The following is a 20,210-nucleotide window of genomic DNA, read 5'->3' on the forward strand; positions in this document are numbered from 1 at the left end:
CTTCGGAACTTTGTTTTCTAATTTTGCAGAGATAAATAAATTCTCTGGTTCTTACTAATTGCGGTGCCTTCTAACGGGAATTGTTCTTTGATTCTTCCCACTCCTTTGTAGTCGACACGATATCCTAAGTTTTCTAATTGTGGGATTACATTTTTACCGATTAATCCTACTACGTTAGGCATTTGCTTATCATTTACTGCTACTTTGACATTGGGTTCAACCATTTTGCTTAGGTTCACCTTTTTATCTACGAGCATTTCTTTTTCAATATTCTGAGGTGTTTTCAGGAATGTTTTTCCTGCTATTTCTTTAAACACCGGAGCGGCAACAGGACCTCCGTAGAACCCTATTGCTGTATTGGGCTCACTTACCATCACATAACATGTATATTTTGGTGCATCGGCCGGATAAAATCCTGCAAATGATGCTCGGTATTTCATGGGACCCGGAAGCCAGTATTCAAATCTTGCGGTTCCCGTTTTTCCGGCCATTTTAAGGTTTGGAGTGAAAATACTTCGCCCGGTTCCTTTTTCAACAGCTTTTGTAAGAGCGTTTGTCATCATTTTAATGGCCTTATCTGAAGCCATTTTATTAACCATTACTTCCGGCTTTGCGCTATACATTACTTTTCCATCTTTCATGATTTTGTCGATGAAGATAGGTTTAAGCATTTTACCACCATTGGCAACTCCATTATAAAAAGTGGTCAGCTGGAGCAGGTTAACATTGGATGAGTATCCGAATGAAATAGAAGCCAGTGTAGCGGCATTCCATCTTTTATTTTGTGGCGTTAAGATCTTCGGTTTTGTGATCCCCGGTAGTTCGATATCCATTTTATCAAAAAGCTTCCAGCGCTTCAGGTGGTCAAGAAATATCTGAGGCTTCTCAGCATAGTATTTTGTGATCAGCTTGGCTGTTCCCACGTTACTCGATTTAGCCAAAACATCACTGATATCGTAAGTTCCTCCACCGTGACCGTCTGAGATTCTTTGCTTGGCATATGTCCATACGCCATTTCCAACATTTACGGTGGTATTTTCATCGATGAATCCATCATCCATTGCTGCCAAGAGCGAAATGGTTTTAAAGGTAGATCCAGGTTCGATATTATCTTTCAGTGCATAGTTGTACGAGTCTTCGTAATCTCCTGAATCCGTTCTTCTTAAGTTGACAAGTGCACGGACTTTTCCTGTTTCGACCTCCATAACGATTACGGTGCCGTGTTTTGCCTCATAGTGGGTCAGCTGCTTCTCTAATGCAGAGTGTGCAATATCCTGAATCCTAAGGTCCAGGGTAGTATAAACATCCTCTCCGTCAATAGGCTCCTGAACTTTCCAGAAATCGATCGGCTTCCATTGTGAAGAATTGATTCTCTGTTCTAATCTTTTACCGTCTGTTCCTGTTAAATATTTCGAAAAAGCTCCTTCAAGTCCTGATCTAAGCTCTCCGTTGTCAATACCAATGGTTCCGGCTCCGATTTCTGAAGTGGCTAATTCTCTTTTGTAATTTCTGTCAACGATAAAACCTCCTTTATTTTTTCCTCTTTTGAATATGGGGAATTGTCTGATTCTGTCATACTGGTCAAAATCAAGTCCTTTGACCAAGGTATAGTATTGGTTTTTCTTTTTCTTCTGTTCGTCAAACTTTTGTCTGAATTCTCCCCGGGATTTTCCAAACATTTTGCTTAAAGAGTCTGTCAATGCTCCGATATTATTGCTGTAGATTGTATCTTTCATCGTTTTGAAGTCAAGATAAATATCATAGCGCATAACAGTAGTTGCCAGAATAGATCCGTCGGAAGCGAATAGATTACCACGGGCAGCCTTCAGAGTGGCTTCACGGTAGTTTTTATTAATGTAATCGTCTTTAATTTCCTGAACATTAGTATTTTGAAGGATTACAATTCTTGCCAAGAACATTACAAACACGCACAAAGCTACCACTGCGAAGAGGTAGCCCCATCTTAACGTTTTCTTACGTTTATTGTCGTATTCATTTTGCTTTTGCATCTGTACTGTCCAGTTTTATTAGCAATTTATGAGGATGGTTTTCAAGGGTCATTAATGAGTCCCGTGCCACTTCTTTCCCCAGCTCTGATTCCATTTTTACTTTGATCAGCTTACTTTGGGCGTAAGCATTTCTCGATTTGTATTCTTCTGTTTCTTCTTTTAAAGCATTGACAATTTTAATTTTCTTGTTGACGAGATGGTTGCTGTAAATCATTGCCATCATCAACACAAACAACAGGAGAAAATACTTATAATGTATTTTGATCTCATCGCGGTTGAGGAAATTTCCTTTTATAATATCTATAAAAGTGAGTTTCTTCTGTGGGCGATTTGTTGTTCTCTTTGCCAATGTTTTTTATTTAAACCACCCCGACCAAAAATCTTATTTTTTGCCATCCCCCGAAAGGAAGTTTTAAGGGTGAAATTTTTTATACTTTTATTCCTGTTCTCATTTTTGCACTTCTTGCTCTTGAGTTTTCTTCGATTTCCTGATGATCAGGAATGATCGCTTTGCTCTTTAGCATTTCGAATGCTTTTTTATAGTTTCCATAGATATCTCTTTCCGGCTCTCCTTCGAACATTCCGTTTTTCAGGAACCTTTTTACCAGGCGGTCTTCTAAGGAATGGTAAGAAATCACTACTAATCTTCCTTCGGGTTTTAGAATATTGTAAGCCTGAACCAGCATTTCTTTTAATACTTCAAGTTCCTGGTTAACTTCTATTCTTATAGCCTGAAAAAGTTGCGCATAGAATTTATTAACCTTGTGAGGAGGAATATAGCTGAATAGCTTTTTCAAATCCTCTGTGGTTTCTATGCTTTTTGTTTTTCTCTGATGAACGATTTCTCTTGCCAGCTTTCTTGCTTCTCTCAGTTCACCATAGTAATAAAAAATATCTGCAAGCTGCTCTTCATCGTAATCATTGATTACTCTTTTCGCGTCCAGCCCCTGCATTACGTTCATCCTCATATCCAGCGGAGCATTGCTTCTTGTTGAAAAGCCTCTGTCTGCTTCATCAAACTGATGGGAAGACACTCCTAAGTCTGCTAAAATACCATCCACCTGAGGTACTCCGTACATTAACAAAGAATTTTCAAGAAATCTGAAATTCTGATTAATTAATGTAAATCTTGGGTCATCAATTGTATTTTTAAGCGCATCAAGATCCTGGTCAAAACTGAACAATTTTCCTTTTTCGGAAAGCCTGCTCAATATTTCTCTTGAGTGACCACCGCCACCAAAGGTGCAATCCACGTATATTCCGTCAGGATTCGTCACCAAATCATCAACACTCTGTTTCAACAAAACGGGGTTATGGTACATGCTTAGTTGTGTTTTTTATTAAAATATATCTTTAATAACCTTACAGTTATTCTTCATCGAAAGAGCCCATCACATCTTCGGCCAGACTTGCAAAGTCAGTTTCATTGGTGGCAATTACCTTTTCGTAGGCTTCTTTATCCCAAATTTCAAAGAGTTCTCCTGCACTTGTGATCACAATATCTTTCTGTAGATTTGCAAAAAGTGTCAGGTCTTTGGAAATCTGCAATCTTCCTGCGTTATCCAATTCTACTGTTTTTACTCCTGCCGTAAACATTCGTATGAAATCAGCATTCTTTTTTATGAACCTGTTCAGTTTATTAATTTTACCCATCAGTTTGTCCCATGCATTCATAGGATAAACTTCCAGACAAGGTTGGAACACAGATCTTTTGACTACAAACGCCTTGTCTTCGAAGTTTTCCATCTGTTTAATTAAAGATGAAGGAACTTTTAAGCGGCCTTTGTCGTCAATTTTACACTCATATGTTCCAATGAAATTTTTCATTTGGGACAAATTTATATAATAATTTCCAAAATTTCCCACTTTTTCCCACTTTTTGACTTAATGTTAATAAGTTTTATTAAAGATTTAATTTGAAGAATGTAAAATGCTGATATGTTGGCAGTTGTTAAAAGTGTTATTTAAGCCATAATAAACGGGGTTTTAAAAAAAAAGTTAAAAAGGAGAATATTGTATTATTTTTATCTTAAATTAGGATAATCAAAATGTTTTTGAGGTTTAATTTGTATTTTTGCAGGGCTTTATTAAGGCGACTTATGATATTTAGTACAAAAAAAGAAAAGAAATATTCCTATGTAGAAGCGGGGGAAGGACATCCATTGGTGCTGTTGCACGGGTTAATGGGTGGTTTGAGTAATTTCGATAAAATGGTAGATTTTTTTTCAGAAAGAGGATATAAGGTATATGTTCCTCAGCTGCCAATTTACGATCTGCCGGTACTCAATACGAATCTTACCACTTTAGCAAAATATATTATCAAGTTTATAGAAAGTCATATTTCCGGACCAGTATCTATTGTAGGAAACTCAATGGGAGGACATGTAGGACTTATCTTAACTTTGGCAAGACCGGATTTGGTGAAAAATCTTGTTTTAACGGGAAGTTCAGGATTATATGAAAGAACTTTCGGAGATAGTTTTCCGAGAAAGAACGACAGATCTTATATCAGAAAGAAAACAGAAGAGGTTTTTTACGATCCGAAAGTTGCTACGGAAGATCTTGTGGATGAAGTTTTCGGGGTGGTAAATGACAGAATGAAAGGAATAAAAACAGTAATGCTGGCAAGAAGTGCCATCAAACACAATATGTTGAATGATCTTCCTAAGATTACGACTCCCACTTGTTTAATCTGGGGGAAACAGGACAATGTAACTCCTCCGGAGGTTGCGGAAGATATGCATAAATTTATTCCGAATTCAGATCTGTTCTGGATTGATCATTGCGGGCATGCGGCGATGATGGAAAAACCGGATGAGTTTAATGAAATCCTTTTCAACTGGATAAAAGATAAAGTTTAAAATAAATATTAAATAACCATTAAGAGCTTTTCTTAGTGGTTTATTTTTCTAAAATATATTCAAAAATGGTTATTAAGAAGGCAGAGTTTGTAAAGAGTAGTGGAAAATGGCAGGAATGTCCTGAACCGAATATTCCTGAATATGCTTTTATCGGAAGATCTAATGTAGGAAAATCATCATTGATCAATGCCATGATGAATCATAAAGATTTGGCTAAAACTTCCGGAACTCCCGGGAAAACTCAGCTGATCAATCATTTTCTGGTGAATGAGAGCTGGTATCTTACCGATTTGCCGGGATATGGATATGCAAAAGTTTCAAAAGTTCAGCGAAAAGATTTTGAAAAGCTGATTACCAATTATATTCTTAACAGAAGAAATCTTGTCAATCTTTTTGTTCTGGTAGATTCACGGCACAACCCTCAAAAAATTGATCTCGAATTTATCCAGTGGTGTGGTGAAAGCGGAGTTCCGTTTTCCATCGTCTTTACAAAAGCGGATAAGTTGAAGCCGAATGTGGTCATCAAAAATGTTGAAGACTATAAAGCAGAACTTCATAAAACATGGGAAGATCTTCCTGAATTATATGTTACTTCTGCTGAAAAGAAAGAAGGAGGAGAAGAAATTTTGAAATTTATAGAAAAAACAAATGATTTTTTGAAAAATAATAGTGTAAGTTTCGATGAGTAATATTGTCTGGAAAATTAAAACCTTCGAAGAGTTTACTGTTCCTGAGCTGTACGCTGTGCTGAAAGCACGTATAGATGTTTTCGTTATTGAACAGAATTGTCCTTATCCTGATCTGGATAACTATGATCAGAAAGGGGTTCACATCTGGGCAGAGAAAGACGGGCAGGTTCTTGCTTATTGCCGTGTTTTTGATAAGGGAATAAAATATGATGAAACTTCATTCGGACGAGTTTTGACTACAGAACAGGCAAGAGGAAAAAGCCTTGGAAAACAATTGATACAATATGCAGTGGAAACTATAGAAAATAGGTTTCATACTTCTGAAATAAAAATATCAGCACAGGATTATCTTTTAAGATTTTACAGTGGATTCGGATTTGTAGATACAGGGAATAAATATCTGGAAGATGATATTCCGCATACGGAAATGATCAGAAAATAAAAGAAAAGGTATCCCGGCAGGATACCTTTTTCAATGGTTATATATTGAGTGTTTTTAGTTTTAAGTTAATTGCAGCCTGAACAATAAGATCTGTCTACATATTGTTTACTGCTTCCCGAATAATAGTAACATCCGCCTCTTGAACCTACATATAATTGATTTCCATTATAAGTACATCCGCCACTGCTTTTTGAGTAGGATCTCGATGATCTTGAGCTTGTAGATTTACTTTTTTTGCTGCCTTTGCTCTTTTTTGGTTTTTTCCCGGTTAATTCTTTGATAAAAGAAACGGTGCTTGTGGTGGCTGAAAAGTTAGCCGGTAATAATAGTCCCAGGCCTAAAAGGCCGGTAAAAAGTAGTTTTTTCATAGTAATAGGTTTTTTTATTAATTTTTATAGAATGGTTTCATGGTTATTTTAGTGGTTATATTTAAATCAAATTTATCTTGTGAGGTAAAAATGAATACAAAGAAATCAAGGTTATGTTTTTTGAACATTCTTTCATTCTGTCAAGAGAAAAATCTACAGACAAAGAATGGCAATACAGCCATTGTTTAATAGTTTTCTAGTGTTCTGTGAAGTTCTTCTCTAAATGTATAGATCTCATCCAGGCTATTGAGTAATACTTTTTGCCCTGAATCTTTACCATTGTGAAATGTTTCAATATATTTATTTGCAGTATTGAAATGGAGTCTGCACAGTGGCTTTCTGTTGTTGTCGTCGAGGAGAATTCCAAAATAAGAAAGGGTATCTCTATATGCAATTCGGGTTGCAGGAATTTTTTCACGCATGATGGCTTTTACAATCTGGAATCCTTCAAGCTCTTCTTCTGTTGTAATAATTTTAGTTTCATTATTTTCATCTATTGGCTGAGCAGATTTTATCTCATCATCTTGTTTTTCAATTTGCTCATTGATATTTAATGCAGATTTAAGCCTGAAACTAATAGATTCGTTGATAGAAGTTGTTAATGCCTTTTTAGTATACTCTTTAAAAGAAATCATTCTGTTTGCGGTAATAGGTTTTTCAAAGAATCTGCTGACCAGAAGCTTTACAATCTCATCAGATGGAGCTTCTATTTCTTTTTCAAATTCTTTTCTTATGGCCCTAATGTATTTTAGCGCTTCAGCAGAATCTAAAATACTTTCTAAATTGTAATCTTTTTTTGTAAAACTTTCCAATATTTTGATTGAGCTATCTTTTAAATCTTCGATATTGATGGTGAAAAAAGGTTTTTCATCCATAATATTGGGCTTTTCAAGGTCTGTATAAAAGTTATATATGATCCCATTTGTGAGGACCCCAAATCTTGTTTTGGAGACATGGTAATATCTATGAAGTTGAGAATTATGAGCATCGGCACTTTCTTTCCAATGTTTACACTCTATGATAAAAATTGGCTCATCATTATTTTTGATTACATAGTCTACTTTTTCTCCTTTCTTTGTTCCGATATCACAAACGTGTTCGGGAATTACTTCTGTAGGATTAAAGATATCATAACCCAGAATTTGTATAAAGGGCATTACAAAAGCATTTTTCGTTGCTTCTTCGGTACCAATCTGATCTTTTAATCCTGATACTTTTTGCTGTAATTGCTCAAGTTTGATTTTAAGGTCCATTGTTTTGTTTTTATTTATATTCCAAAAGTATAACCCTTTAAAGGGCGATCCTTACGGGTTTCCGTAAAAGCAAAAAACCTTTCGAAAAAAACGAAAGGTTTTCTATTATCATTGTACAATAAACTTATATAATTCCCCAGTCTTTACATAAGGCAATGAGCTGCTCGTTATTGAGAACTCCTAAAGATTCTTTAAGGTTGTTCAGAGCTTTTTCAACACTGCTGAGGCTTGAAGGTTTAATATTATTTTCTTTTAAATAATCAGGGATATTTTTTTGAATCATTCCCTCGGAAAGAAGTTTGACAAGAATCTTATCAAATTTTGTAAAGTCATAGGAGTTTTTATTCTTGATAGAATCTTTTACATTGGAAGAAATATATTTTTCATTATTATATACTGCTTTTATAGCACGTTTTAATTCTTTAATGTCTTCCCGCCCTTTAGAGACAAAACCGTTGATGTGATGATCTGCGAAAAGTTTTTCAACAATTTCCGGCCTGTTTTCAATTGAAAAAACAATAATTTTAATCGTGGGGGCATCTTCTTTAATAGCATCCACAAGTTCTTTACCATTTTTTAAATTTTGCTCTCTATGGTCTGTATCGAATGACAAATCAGTAATTAATAAATCATAAGGACTTTTCTCCCGAATACTTTTTTTTACCTTCATCCATGCATCATCACAATAATGTACATTATCTGAAGTTTCAATTTTTAATTCCTCAACTGCTTTTTGGACAGATATATTAAAACTTTCAAAATCTTCGGCTATTAGTGCTTTTTTAAACATAATTTTATTTTTTGACTGGAAATGAAAGGTTTATCTTTAACCCTTTTTCTGTTTGTGTCTCAAAATTAATTGTTCCGTTTATAGAATTTATACGGGATTCCGTATTTTTCAATCCATTTTTGGGAATGTGCTTATGAATTCCCACTCCGTTGTCTGAATATAAAATGGTAACAAGGTTATTTTCTCTTTCAAAATCAATCATCACACGATCTGCTTTACTATGTTTTTTCATATTGGTCATGAATTCCTGAAGAATGTAGAAAACTTCAATTTTAGCGATTTCTGATACTCCGTTCCAAAGTTCTTCTTCATTTCCGATAATAGGAACCTTAATTATTTCTGAGGAGTAAGATTTTAGCATTTTTGAGAGTTGTTTTGAAAAATCTTTTTCTAAGGCAAGATCTTTGTCTTCATAGGAAATATCACGGGAAATATGATAAATGCTTTCAAGCTTATCCAGCAGTTCGTTTTTGTCAATAACAGTAATATTTTCTACTTCGGACATCACGTGATATACTTTGTTGGCCACCTTGTCATGAACTTTTTTAGAATATTTGAGTTCTGTATTTTTTACTTCCAGTTGTAATTTGCTTTGTTTTCTTTTATATATGATGAAACCGGCAATCAAACAAATTCCTAAAGCAGCTATACCGATATTTTGTTTTAAAATCTGATTTTCTTTCTGTACATTTTCAGTTTTTAACTTTTCTGCTCCGAATCTTATAAGTGCAAATTGGTTTTTAGCTTTATTCCTCGCGGTTTGCAGGCTGTCATTAAGGTGTTGATAATCATTGAAATAAACCAGTCTGTTGACGGGGTCTAAATTAATCATCTTTTGTAAAGCTTCTGTCTGGTCATCAGGGTTGTTGACTTTTTTTGCGATATCCAACATTTTTTTAGCATATTCTAAAGCTTCATTAGGATTTTGCTTTTCATAATAATCACATAAATATAAATAATTTACAATCAATCCTTCCCTGTCATTCGCCTTAACACGGATTTCCATTGCTTTCAATAATTCAGGCTCAGGATTGTATGAAGGGTTTTGAAGCCATTTTACTCTTGCAAGATTGGCCATAACTCTTGCAAGCTCTTTTGAAGACCCCTTTTGAATTTGGGTATATATATTTTCATAAATCGTTATGGCTTCATTATATTTTTTTAATTGTTTTAAAACATTGGCTTTGTTATTTAAATAAATATTTTTTTCAGGTGTTTCATCTGAAAACTTTATGGCAAGGTCATAGAATTTCAATGCCTCCTGATACTGTTTCAAATTGTAGCTTGAAATTCCAAGATTATTATAATTAGACTTTATATATGCATAATCTTGTTTATTATTATCATTAAAGTATTTTGTTGCTTCAAGAGATGTTTCCTGTCCCCCTAAATTATCTCCTTTTTGTGTTGAAATGATGGCCAGATTTATTAAACTTTTTCCTACCCCGATACTATCGTTTTTTTGAGAAAACAGATATTTTGCCTTATAAAAATAAGCATAGGCACTATCTTCATTTCCTGCATCTTTAAAATCAAATGCTTTGTCATAGTAAAAATTGTTAGATACATTTCTTTCTTTTGAACATGATAGTATGGACAAAACGATAATAATAATGCTAAAAGATATTGTTCTCAAAGGAAATTAGATTTGACCCTAATTTAAAAAAAATAAGCGAAATTTTAATTTTCGCTTATCTTGTTGTTATTTTCTCGGTGGAGTTTGACCATTTTCTCCGCTTGTATCTCCTGGATCTGTTGGAATTGTCGGACTTGTCACTGTTACCAAAGGAGGATTATTATCATTTTCTGTTGTATTCGCGTTATTATTTGGGAATGCTAAACCTAATAGCATTAATATAAACTGGATCATTTCCTTAAAATTTAAAATTTGAGCATTTCTGTAGTTGCCAGTGAAACCGATCACAGGTAGAGCTACACGATTAAAAAATTTGAAGCGCTTCTAAATTTTTGGGAAGTGAACCTTCAAAAACGGAGGAGAAACATCTGCTTCCCAACCCGGAGTTTTCCTCCGTTTTATCAGGTGATTTTAAAATCAGTTTTGTACTTTTGTTTTTGTAATGTTTTGTTTATCACTGATTTTCTTATGACAAAGATGCGACAAGATGTGACGCATTAGTTAGACAAAGAATAGACATCGATAGACAGAAAATGGACAAGGATTATATTACGGTAATCCGTAATGTGGTATGAGTGGGAATCATCTATTTTGTAAAGACTCAAAAAACGATATATGTCCAAGAAAAAACTACTAATTCATGAGGTGTTTGATAAGGCACGGGAAGACTTTCCAAACAAAAATTCGAAGAGCGGACTATCTTCGGAGCTATCAGATCTTTTTGAGAGTGAAATGAACTTTATTATTCATGAAAAAACATTTATCCGCTACTATGATGCTTATATAGGTACTGGTAAAGAGATGGATATTAAGGATATTGTAATTCTTGATAAGCTTAGCCAATATGTTGGCTTTAAGACTTTTGTAGATTTTTCAAAGAATTTTATTAGAAAAGAAGAGCCGGGGAAGTCAACGACATTAAAAATAGATGTAGATGATGAAGAGCTGTTATCTGAAAAGATAGGTAATCATATAAGAATTACAATCAACCAACATTTTAAAATGCCTGAATTTGTCAAGCAAAATGGTTTGGGTATTGCCGGAGTACTGTTGGTTGGGAGTTTATTCATTGGGAATTATTACTATTCATCAAAGAACAAATCACCGTTGGGAATTTTCGGACCAATCAATGAAATGAACTGCATGTATTGGGACAAGAACGAATATAAGTTAGCAAGTTGTGAAGATAAAGATCCTACTCATAATCTTATGCCTAAAGACACCATTCAGCTTAGATATTTTAAAAGGATTACAAGAAAAGATACGCTTACCGTAGACAATGCCCTGGGAAGAACGTGGTATTCCAAGTATAGTGGAAATGTAGAGTTTTTTACGATGGATGGGGTAGACCCTGATAACGGACGTGAGTTGAGGTCTTCAACTCCTTATATTATTGATAAATATGCCGGAATTTCGGTTGCTGTAGAGGAATAAAAAAAAGCGAAGATTTCTCTCCGCCCTGTATTATTCTGCATTCAGCATTCCCAGTTCTCCGTAATGCTTTTTGAATTTCTGAATTTTAGGTCCTACAACTGCGCTACAGTAAGGCTGTGTTGGATTTTCATTATAATATCCCTGATGATATTGTTCTGCCGGCCAGAACTTTTCGAATTGAGTTAATTCAGTTACATAGGTTCCTGCCCATCTTCCTGATTCCTGAGAGACTTTAATCGCTTCTTCTGCTTTTACTTTCTCTGCATTATCTTTATAATAAATAACGGAACGGTATTGAGTTCCGATGTCATTGCCTTGTCTGTTCAATTGAGTAGGATCATGAAGGAAGAAAAATACATCCATCAATTGTTCATAAGAAATGATGGCAGGATCGTAAGTGATCTGTACTACTTCTGCATGGCCGGTTTCACCAGTACATACTTCCTGATAAGTAGGATTGTCTTTATGTCCGCCAGAATAGCCTGAAATTGCAGACTCTACTCCTTTCAGCATATTGAAACAGCTTTCCACACACCAGAAACATCCGCCCCCGAAGGTAATCTGTTCGAAATTATTGTTATCCATTTTGGTAATTATTTTATTTAATTGCTTTTCTTATGACTTTCGGAAAAGCGTATCAAAAGTAGGAAAAAGTTTTTCATTTGCGTAAAAATCAGAGGCTCTAAACTCAAATTATTGTAATAGATATGACAAATGATTTTCAACGCAAATAATCACAAACTATAAGAATGAATATTGGTTATAGGAGTATTGGAACGATGGTGAAGCATTTAAAAAGAGACGATCATCTGCGAAGCCCGGGGGAAATAAAAAAGCACCCTAAAAGGATGCTCCATATTATTCACTGTCATATTCAATTACTTTTCCCAAACCAAAGCACTTGCACCAAGGATGGCAGCATCTGCTTCGTTAAGTTCACTGAATACCAGTTTCACTTTATTTCTGAAAATAGGAAGAAGATTTCTTTCCATATGAAGTTTAGCTGGCTTTAGGATAAAATCTCCTGCCTTGATAACTCCTCCGAATAAAAGAATTGCTTCCGGTGAAGAAAACATCACAAAGTTGGCCAATGCTTCACCAAGCTTTTGTCCTGTATACCTGAAAACTTCAAGAGCAATAGGGTCATCTTTCATAGCACATTCATAGACCGTTTTAGAATTAATTTCATCTTCAGGATATTGATTCAGCATGGATTCCGGAAATTCTGCTCGCATTTTCTTGGCAGTGATGGTAATTCCCGTTGCTGAAGCGTAGGCTTCAAGGCTTCCTTCAGAACCTGTACTCCAGTGTTTTCTTCCTCCAGGTTTTACGATCGTATGACCTAGTTCGCCTGCAAAACCGTCGTGTCCATAGATCAAGTTTCCGTTGGCAATAATTCCACTTCCTACTCCTGTTCCAAGGGTAATCATGATAAAATCTTTCATTCCTCTAGCTGCTCCGAACAGCATCTCACCCAATGCTGCTGCATTAGCATCATTGGTAACCGTACAAGGTAAGTTGAATTTAGCTTTCATCAGTTCTGCAAAAGGGATAACCCCTTTCCAGGGTAGATTAGGAGCCAGTTCAATCGTTCCTTTGTAATAGTTTGCATTCGGTGCCCCTACTCCGATTCCGTCAAAGTGTTTTTCTGTACCGTGCTTTTCCATTAAAGGATAAACGTTTTCATATAAAGCATCGATGAAATCTTCAACTTTGTCATATGCATCGGTTTTCAGGTTTCCTTTGTCCAGAACCTCGCCACGGTGATTTACGATTCCGAACTTGGTATTGGTTCCACCGATATCAACTCCCAGGGCAACTTGTTTTGATAAATCTATTAATGACATTTCTATGATTAAATTCTAGGGTCTAAAATTATAAAAAAGATTGTATTAATAGATTATTAACCGAATATTATTTAAAGTTTTACGCTGTTTTTACCGGTTTTTTCTTTTTTCTGCCCCACCAGATCATAAATCCGGTTACCGGAAGAGAAGCACATATTAAACTTACAACAAAGGCAATGATCTTTGTTGGGAGTCCTAAGATTGCTCCAACGTGAATGTCATAATTGGCTCCCACTACTTTTTCACCAAAGTTTTTGTCTTTAGGGTCATGGGTGTGAAGAAGCTCACCGGAGTTTTCATCAAAGATAAGACTGCTGCTTTTGTGGTAAGAATATGATAAATGCTTTACATATACTTCAAAATTCGGATGTTCGTGATCATCCATATGCTCGTGTCCCAGATCAATAGCAAAACCATAGGAATCCGGATATTTTTCTTTGACCGTATTAATAATTTTATCCAGCGTGCCTTCGGTTCTCAATTCGATAGGTGCTTTGGTTTTAATATTCGAAAAATCCGGGTATTTTGTATTTCCTCCGGAAAATACCACGTATACCATGGCCTGTACCACAAAGAAAGCATAGAAAAGACCGGTAATGGAGAATATCAGGGCAAAGATAGAGGCATAAAACCCCAATACATTGTGAAGGTCATAATTCTTTCTCTTCCAGCTTTTAATATTTTTCCATTTGAAGGCAAAACGTTGTTTTCTTGCTGCTTTATTTTTAGGCCACCAAAGGATAATTCCACTGATCAGCATGATGATAAATATGATTACAGGAATTCCTACAACATAAGTTCCCCAGTCCTGTTTTAAAAGGAAACTCCAGTGGATCATTTTAACAATATTGAAAAATCCGTTTTTCTCATCATACACTCTAAGCACTTTTCCTGTATAAGGATTTACATAGGCCTGTTTGTAGACCGGATATTCGTCAAAATAATTCCATGCTTTTGTATTGTGCTCATACCAGAAGAACATGTACGACATTTTCTTATCGATTGGAATATTGACCCAGTGAATAGGATACTTTTCCTTTACCTGCTCAGCAACGGTTTTTTCCATGGCACGAATAGGAAGGACCTGTTTTTGTTCAATATTCTGTTCGTTATGGTAAATGACATCTTTGCGGATCAGATTCTCTACCTCATCTTTGAATACATACAAAGCTCCGGTAATGGAAATGATAAAGATTAAAAATCCTATTCCCAGACCGAACCACAAGTGGAGTTTTGCAGACCATTTTTTAAAAAATCCCGGCTTGTTTTTATGATGATGCTTTTTCCTCATATCAATTTTAAAGTACCGCAAAGATAAACTTTACTTTTTATTTAGATTAATTAAAATTTGTATTCAATGACGAAGGTTCCTCTCATACCCAATGCATTGACGAATTCACTGTCCCTTGCTGTCCACCAGGCGATAGCGGGTTGGTATTTTTTATTGAAAAGATTTTCGATACCTAAAGATAGTTTCCAGTTACGGTTAACTTCATAGCTTGATTTGAAATTGAAAACCGTATACTCCGGTACATACCCTTCACCATAAGAATATAATCCGGTTTTAATATTTGGACTAAATCTGTTTTGAGTGAATGAATGAAGCATATCCAGCCCTACAGACAATGCAGGAACAGGTCGTGCCTGAATGTAGGCGAGCACTTTAGGTGCTGAGATTCTACTGTTGTTGATCTTCGTAGAATAATCTCCATCATCTTTTACGGATGTGATTCCTTCCATCCAGCTGTAGCTTCCACCAAACTGGAGCCATTTTGCAGGGGTAAAGTGTAAAAATCCTTCCACTCCATATACTATTTCCGGGGATCTCTGGATCATCAGGGCTCTGTCAGGACTCTGTACGAATGAGGCTCCCAGTTTTGAAGTACTTACATAAGAAGTCAACTCATAATTCAGCCAGTTGGAAAGTTGCCCTGTTGCTCCCAGTTCATAATTATTGACAATAATGGGTTTTGTTTCAAGACTTTTAATGGTTTCTGATGTTGAGGTTCTTAAGATTCTTCCCAATTCATTGATAGAGTAGGCCTGTGAAAAACTTGCGAAAAGATTGATATAAGGCTCAACATTGTATCGGACTCCAATATTTCCCACTAAAGCATTGTAGTTAAGTTTTCCTCCTTCTACGGGAATGCTCTTGGTAAATGTTCCGTCACTTTTAATTACGGAAAGGGTATTAAAGTCATCCACATTCACTTTGATGTTTTCATAACGTAGTCCCGCCTTAATGGTCAATTTTTTGAACAGGTCAACTTTCGCCAATAAGAAAGGGGCAATATTGGTCATGCTCATATGTGGAGTCCAGAATCTGCCATCTTCAAGCTTCTGTACTGTTTTATCGTTCAGGATATCTACTCCATAGATGATTTCTCCCTGAGAGTTGGCAGTATTCCAAAGTTGGGTATCAAAATTAAATCGGGCACCTGCTTTTTTAGAAAGTACATTGGATTGACCACCGTTAAAGAAGGTATCACTATACCCATAAACGGTTTTAAAATCCTGATAATAAAGATTGATGTTTAGAGAAGTTCCGGCAAAAAGGTTTTTATTGTCATAACTGAGTCTGATATTGTGGTTTTTTGGTGTTCCCTGAGGAGTTGTTTCCAATCCTTTTCCCAACCCTTCACCAATGGTAGGTTTCGTACCATACTTTCCTGTACTTAGACCCAGATTAAGATCTGATCTTGAGGAATAACCGATATAAGATGCTTCAATTCTTTGATTATCGTTAATAGTATAGCCTAATTTCAACAACCCGTTGTAGTTGTCCATTTTAGCGGTACTGTAAGTCGGGCTTAGGAAAACACCGTCTGCATCTTTCATATATCCCGTTCTTTCATACGCTAATGAAAGGGTGTAATCAAATTTGTTGACTTTACCGGATAAAAGCTGGCTGGCTCTGAGTCCTAATGTACCTCCATAAGGTTGACCGGTAAAACCAATCTGTGATATTCCGGAAATCTTCTGATCTGTTTTATTTCTTTTTGTGATATAATTGATGATTCCTCCGTCGGCACCATTTCCGTAAATAGAAGAAGCGCCTTTAATCACCTCAATTCTTTCAATGGCTGAAGGGTCTATGGATCTCAGGTCTCTTGCTCCGTTTCGAAGTGGGGTAGACTGTGGGATTCCGTCAATTAATACCAATACCTGACGACCTCTTAGTGTCTGTCCGGTGTTGGAAGTCTGTCCCGAATTGGTTCCTAAACTGGGAACCGTATACTGCAGAATGCTCGTAATATCAGAATTGACCGTCAACTGAGACTGAATCTGCTTTTCTCCAACTATTGTGATGGAACTGGGAACCTCTTTAATGTTCTCCTTTTTTCGGGAAGCCGTCATCACCACCTCATCCACATTCTGGGTTTGTAAACTATCTTTTACCTGACCAAAAACCATTGTAGTTCCAAGGCTGGCAGCTGATAAAATTGCTTTTTTCATTATATTTTCTTTCCTTGTTTCTTTCTTTTTCCCCACCAAACCAGAAATCCGGTAACAGGGAGTGAGGTGCAGATAAGGCCTGCGATAAACCATATGATTTTTCCGAATAATCCGAAATAAGATCCGGTGTGGACATCATAATTGGCATTCGCATATTTTTCTGCGGCTTTTAGTTTGTGATGAGGTTTATGGGCTAGTAGTTTTCCTGAATATTTGTCGAAAGTAAGAAGGTTTCTTTCACTGAATCTTCCATCCTGGCCATACACGGTGACCGGAAGGTTTTTAAGCTCCTTTCCTTTTTTATTTTTTCCATTTAAAGTAATCCTGAAACTGGATGATCCTGCATATAGTTTTTCTGTCTGAAGTGCTGCGTTATCAAAAACGGCATCTGTCTTTACCATAAGAGAATCCGGGGATTTGATTTCCTTTTCTTTAGGAAGTTCCCAATAACCGGATATGGCAAGATTAAAAGTATTCTTCACATACGGATAAGCAAAATAGATTCCGGTAACACTCATCACCAGAGCAATAAATGAGGCATAAAACCCCAATACATTATGAAGGTCGTAGTTTTTGCGCTTCCAGTTTTTTACATTTTCCCAATTGAACCAGAACCTTCCTTTTCTGGAATTTTTATTTTTCGGCCACCACAGAATAATTCCTGTGATCAGCATGATGATAAATAATACAGTGGGAATTCCTGTCACATAAGGTCCCCACTCAGAATTGAGTAAAAGTCCCCAGTGGATATATTTCAGGATATTAAATACATCATACTTTTCATTATAAACAGCGATGATCTCTCCTGTATACTGATTGACATACACCTGCTTGTTGATGAGAACCTGTTGAAAATAATTCCATCCTTTTTTGCTCTTTTCGTAGTAAAGGAAACGATAAGATTTACTTTTATCCAAAGGAATTTCAACCGAGCTTACAGGATATTTCTCGTTAAGCTCCAAACTTATCTTCTCACGAAGAAGGTTGATGGATAATGGTTTTGAATTGATATCATTTTGCTTTACATAAATGGCTTCTTTACGAAGACTATTTTGTACTTCATCCTTAAAAATATACAAAGTCCCCGAAAGAGAGATGATGAAAATGATGATGCCAACAGATAAACCAAACCATAAATGCAGTTTGGCAGACCATTTCTTTGTAGGAGAAATTTTCTTTTTATGATGTTGCTTTTTTCTCATAGCAAAAAGTTAACCCCAGGTGGGGTTAACCTTTATATAGTATTAAAATTTGTATCCGATTGATAGTCTCCAGTTGCGTGGCGCGTTGTAAATCCAGGCATATTCACCTGAGTCACCTCTATAACCGCTGTAAAGCTTTTTGTTAAGGACATTATTCAACATTAGATTGACATCAAATTTCTTAGCAACATAAGAAACTCCGAAGTTGGTATCAAAATAATCCGGAAGGCTCTGATCTTTTGTAGCACCTACTCCGAACCAGGATTGTCTTCCGCCCTGATACTGGTAACCTGCTGATATTCCGAAACCTTTCATAAGGCCATTTTCAAACCTATAGTTTACCCATGTATTTTGTACATTTTTAGCATTCCCCGGAGACTGAATTCCAATTCTTGTAGGGTCTGTGTCTTTGATGGTTTTTGCATCTGTATACGCATAGTTGATGATAATGTTCAACCCTTTGATGATTTCTCCTTTGATATCGGTTTCAAAACCTCTTGCTCTCTGCTCTCCTGAAGCCATCTGAAAAGGAACACCTCCATTTTGTTCTTTAGGCCCTGCTACAAGAATATTTTGTCTTCTGATCTCATATATGGCAAAAGTAGAGTTCCATTTTCCTCCAAACCAGTCTTTCTTTAGTCCAAATTCAATATTCTGCCCTTTGAATGGATCTGTAATAGAAGTAGAGTTGATTCCTGTTCCGGATTGTGGTACAAAGGTTTTATCATAAATACCATAAGCAGAAAAGTTTTCATTAATTGAATAACTGATTCCTACTCTAGGAGTAAATTCTCCTGCTTTATTTCTGGGAACAACATTTCCAGGGGAATAATAAGGATAGCCGGCATATGTGGTACCGCTTGTATATCTTCCTGCCAATGTTAATCTTAGCTTATTGTTGAACATTTCAATCTGATCCTGAGCGTAATATGATGTATATTTTACACCCTCATCATCATAAAATGGAGCTGAAGAGTTTAAAGTATAAAAATCAGCAGAAGGAAGCTTAGAAGGATCTACACCATATTGTACATTATAAATGTCAATAGGGAATGGTCCTCCTGCAAAAGATGAAAAGTCGGCATTGTACTTTCTATCTCCGTAATCGAATCCTGCAATAATTTTGTGTACAATATTTCCTGTATTAAGGGTACCTCTTACATAGGTCTGGAAAATATGGTTTTTCCCTTTCGCCTGCCAGTTGCTTACTGTTCTGTTTAAAACATTTTTATTATTGGGGTCAAATGTTCCCCACCATGAACCTCCGTCATAATTCAGGTCCATATAAGCATATTGCGTACTCCAAACCCAGTCTTTGAATAACTTCTGATCTAAAGTTAAAAATAAGCTTTGATCTTTTACTTCTGTTTTCTTGAAATTAGGATCATTAAAGTTGGTATGTACATTCAGTGAAGCATATCCGTCGTTAGACATCAGGTAAGCGCCCGGCTGATTGAATTTTAAATACTGATAGTTGTATTGAGCTGTAAAAGTAGTGGTCTTTGTTGGTCTGAAAGTAATAGACGGAGCAACAATAATTTTGCTTGTTTTATCATTTTCAACCCATGATTTATTAGAGCTTCCCATTAAATTGATACGGTAGTCTAAAACACCGTCTTTTACAAGAACTCCATCCAGATCTGCCTCGCCTCTGAAAAGGTTATAGCTTCCCGTTGTGAAACGTACACTGTTAGCAAATTTCCCGGTAGGCTTTTTTGTTACCACATTATAAAATCCGGCAGGATCTCCCATAGAACCCATAAATCCGGCAGGACCTTTTACAAACTCTATTCTATCTATGATAGATGCATCAGGATTAATAGGACCCCATGTAGAGGAAACATTCATCCCGTTCATAAAAGTAGCAATACTTGCGCCTCTCATGAAGACATTGGAATAGACATTATCCCAGTGTTCTACTTTTCTTGCTCCACTTACGTTACGAACAATTCCTTCAGACATATTCAGTGTTATCTGATCAGCCAGAACCTGAGAACTTACAGACTGCACATTCTGAGGAAGCTCAAGAATAGGTGTTTGAATTCTTAATGAACCTGAAACCTCATTCAGCTTGTACTTCTGATAATATCTTCCGTTGACAACAACTTCTTCGATATTATTGGATTTGATGGTGTCTTTTTTTTCCTGTGCAAAACTTAACATGGAAGTTAATAATGCAGCTCCTATTATTCTTCTTTTCATTGTTTATAAGGAGAGTAATTT

19 protein-coding genes are annotated in these 20,210 nt (G+C 36.0%); 4 read left to right on the forward strand and 15 right to left on the reverse strand.

Features of this window, described 5'->3' with window-relative positions; translation table 11 throughout:
• Nucleotides 1-17 precede the first annotated feature (17 nt).
• The 4 genes from C1631_RS18860 to mraZ form a co-directional block, all read right to left on the reverse strand.
• The gene (locus tag C1631_RS18860) at nucleotides 18-2,009 is read right to left on the reverse strand and encodes a penicillin-binding transpeptidase domain-containing protein (RefSeq protein ID WP_103248546.1); all 1,992 of its coding nucleotides are present in this window, start codon (nucleotides 2,007-2,009) and stop codon (nucleotides 18-20) included.
• On the reverse strand, nucleotides 1,993-2,358 hold the full coding sequence (locus tag C1631_RS18865) for an FtsL-like putative cell division protein (RefSeq protein WP_100377881.1): 366 nt from the start codon (nucleotides 2,356-2,358) through the stop codon (nucleotides 1,993-1,995). Before C1631_RS18865 ends, C1631_RS18860 begins: the two co-directional genes overlap by 17 nt.
• A 79-nt stretch (nucleotides 2,359-2,437) precedes the next feature.
• Nucleotides 2,438-3,331: a 16S rRNA (cytosine(1402)-N(4))-methyltransferase RsmH gene (rsmH, locus tag C1631_RS18870; RefSeq protein WP_103248545.1), complete on the reverse strand. Its 894-nt coding sequence runs from the start codon at nucleotides 3,329-3,331 to the stop codon at nucleotides 2,438-2,440.
• 46 nt (nucleotides 3,332-3,377) lie between these two features.
• Nucleotides 3,378-3,836 carry a division/cell wall cluster transcriptional repressor MraZ gene (gene mraZ, locus C1631_RS18875; protein WP_103248544.1) on the reverse strand — a complete coding sequence of 153 codons (459 nt, stop codon included), beginning with the start codon at nucleotides 3,834-3,836 and terminating at the stop codon, nucleotides 3,378-3,380.
• Between the two features lie 272 nt (nucleotides 3,837-4,108).
• Here mraZ and C1631_RS18880 point away from each other — a divergent pair, with 272 nt between their 5' ends.
• From C1631_RS18880 to C1631_RS18890, 3 genes are all read left to right on the forward strand, one after another.
• Entirely contained in the window at nucleotides 4,109-4,870 is a 762-nt protein-coding gene (locus tag C1631_RS18880) for an alpha/beta fold hydrolase (protein ID WP_103248543.1), read from the forward strand.
• 65 nt (nucleotides 4,871-4,935) lie between these two features.
• On the forward strand, nucleotides 4,936-5,559 hold the full coding sequence (yihA, locus tag C1631_RS18885) for a ribosome biogenesis GTP-binding protein YihA/YsxC (protein ID WP_109713720.1): 624 nt from the start codon (nucleotides 4,936-4,938) through the stop codon (nucleotides 5,557-5,559).
• Nucleotides 5,552-6,001: a GNAT family N-acetyltransferase gene (locus C1631_RS18890; protein ID WP_103250240.1), complete on the forward strand. Its 450-nt coding sequence runs from the start codon at nucleotides 5,552-5,554 to the stop codon at nucleotides 5,999-6,001. The genes yihA and C1631_RS18890 overlap by 8 nt, the downstream gene beginning before the upstream one ends.
• 65 nt (nucleotides 6,002-6,066) lie before the next feature.
• Here C1631_RS18890 and C1631_RS18895 read toward each other — a convergent pair whose 3' ends face one another.
• The 5 genes from C1631_RS18895 to C1631_RS18915 all read right to left on the reverse strand — a co-directional run bounded on the left by C1631_RS18895 (nucleotide 6,067) and on the right by C1631_RS18915 (nucleotide 10,282).
• On the reverse strand, nucleotides 6,067-6,369 hold the full coding sequence (locus C1631_RS18895) for a hypothetical protein (RefSeq protein WP_109713722.1): 303 nt from the start codon (nucleotides 6,367-6,369) through the stop codon (nucleotides 6,067-6,069).
• A 185-nt stretch (nucleotides 6,370-6,554) separates the two neighbouring features.
• The gene (locus C1631_RS18900; protein WP_109713724.1) at nucleotides 6,555-7,622 is read right to left on the reverse strand and encodes a type I restriction endonuclease; all 1,068 of its coding nucleotides are present in this window, start codon (nucleotides 7,620-7,622) and stop codon (nucleotides 6,555-6,557) included.
• A 124-nt stretch (nucleotides 7,623-7,746) separates the two neighbouring features.
• Entirely contained in the window at nucleotides 7,747-8,412 is a 666-nt protein-coding gene (locus C1631_RS18905) for a response regulator (RefSeq protein ID WP_103250151.1), read from the reverse strand.
• Between the two features lie 4 nt (nucleotides 8,413-8,416).
• Complete coding sequence (locus C1631_RS18910) at nucleotides 8,417-10,048, reverse strand: sensor histidine kinase (protein WP_109713726.1); 1,632 nt, start codon at nucleotides 10,046-10,048, stop codon at nucleotides 8,417-8,419.
• A gap of 66 nt (nucleotides 10,049-10,114) precedes the next feature.
• Nucleotides 10,115-10,282, reverse strand: a complete 168-nt coding sequence (locus tag C1631_RS18915; protein ID WP_165828336.1) for a hypothetical protein — start codon at nucleotides 10,280-10,282, stop codon at nucleotides 10,115-10,117.
• Nucleotides 10,283-10,663: 381 nt separating this feature from the next.
• Here C1631_RS18915 and C1631_RS18920 point away from each other — a divergent pair, with 381 nt between their 5' ends.
• Nucleotides 10,664-11,482: a hypothetical protein gene (locus C1631_RS18920; RefSeq protein WP_103247333.1), complete on the forward strand. Its 819-nt coding sequence runs from the start codon at nucleotides 10,664-10,666 to the stop codon at nucleotides 11,480-11,482.
• A gap of 30 nt (nucleotides 11,483-11,512) precedes the next feature.
• Here the strand turns inward: C1631_RS18920 and msrA are convergent, their stop codons facing one another.
• The 6 genes from msrA to C1631_RS18950 form a co-directional block, all read right to left on the reverse strand.
• On the reverse strand, nucleotides 11,513-12,067 hold the full coding sequence (gene msrA / locus C1631_RS18925; RefSeq protein ID WP_103247334.1) for a peptide-methionine (S)-S-oxide reductase MsrA: 555 nt from the start codon (nucleotides 12,065-12,067) through the stop codon (nucleotides 11,513-11,515).
• Nucleotides 12,068-12,360: 293 nt separating this feature from the next.
• Nucleotides 12,361-13,329: an ROK family protein gene (locus tag C1631_RS18930; RefSeq protein WP_109713728.1), complete on the reverse strand. Its 969-nt coding sequence runs from the start codon at nucleotides 13,327-13,329 to the stop codon at nucleotides 12,361-12,363.
• Nucleotides 13,330-13,408: 79 nt separating this feature from the next.
• Nucleotides 13,409-14,620, reverse strand: coding sequence for a PepSY-associated TM helix domain-containing protein (locus tag C1631_RS18935; protein ID WP_103247336.1), 1,212 nt, complete (start codon nucleotides 14,618-14,620; stop codon nucleotides 13,409-13,411).
• Between the two features lie 50 nt (nucleotides 14,621-14,670).
• Nucleotides 14,671-16,785 (reverse strand): TonB-dependent receptor, encoded by a 2,115-nt coding sequence (locus C1631_RS18940; RefSeq protein ID WP_103247343.1) that lies wholly within the window; start codon nucleotides 16,783-16,785, stop codon nucleotides 14,671-14,673.
• On the reverse strand, nucleotides 16,785-17,987 hold the full coding sequence (locus tag C1631_RS18945) for a PepSY-associated TM helix domain-containing protein (RefSeq protein WP_103247337.1): 1,203 nt from the start codon (nucleotides 17,985-17,987) through the stop codon (nucleotides 16,785-16,787). The genes C1631_RS18940 and C1631_RS18945 overlap by 1 nt, the downstream gene beginning before the upstream one ends.
• Nucleotides 17,988-18,029: 42 nt before the next feature.
• Complete coding sequence (locus C1631_RS18950) at nucleotides 18,030-20,189, reverse strand: TonB-dependent siderophore receptor (protein ID WP_103247338.1); 2,160 nt, start codon at nucleotides 20,187-20,189, stop codon at nucleotides 18,030-18,032.
• Nucleotides 20,190-20,210 lie beyond the last annotated feature (21 nt).

It is taken from the genome of Chryseobacterium phosphatilyticum (genome assembly GCF_002899825.2).
Classification (GTDB): Bacteria; Bacteroidota; Bacteroidia; order Flavobacteriales; family Weeksellaceae; genus Chryseobacterium; species Chryseobacterium phosphatilyticum.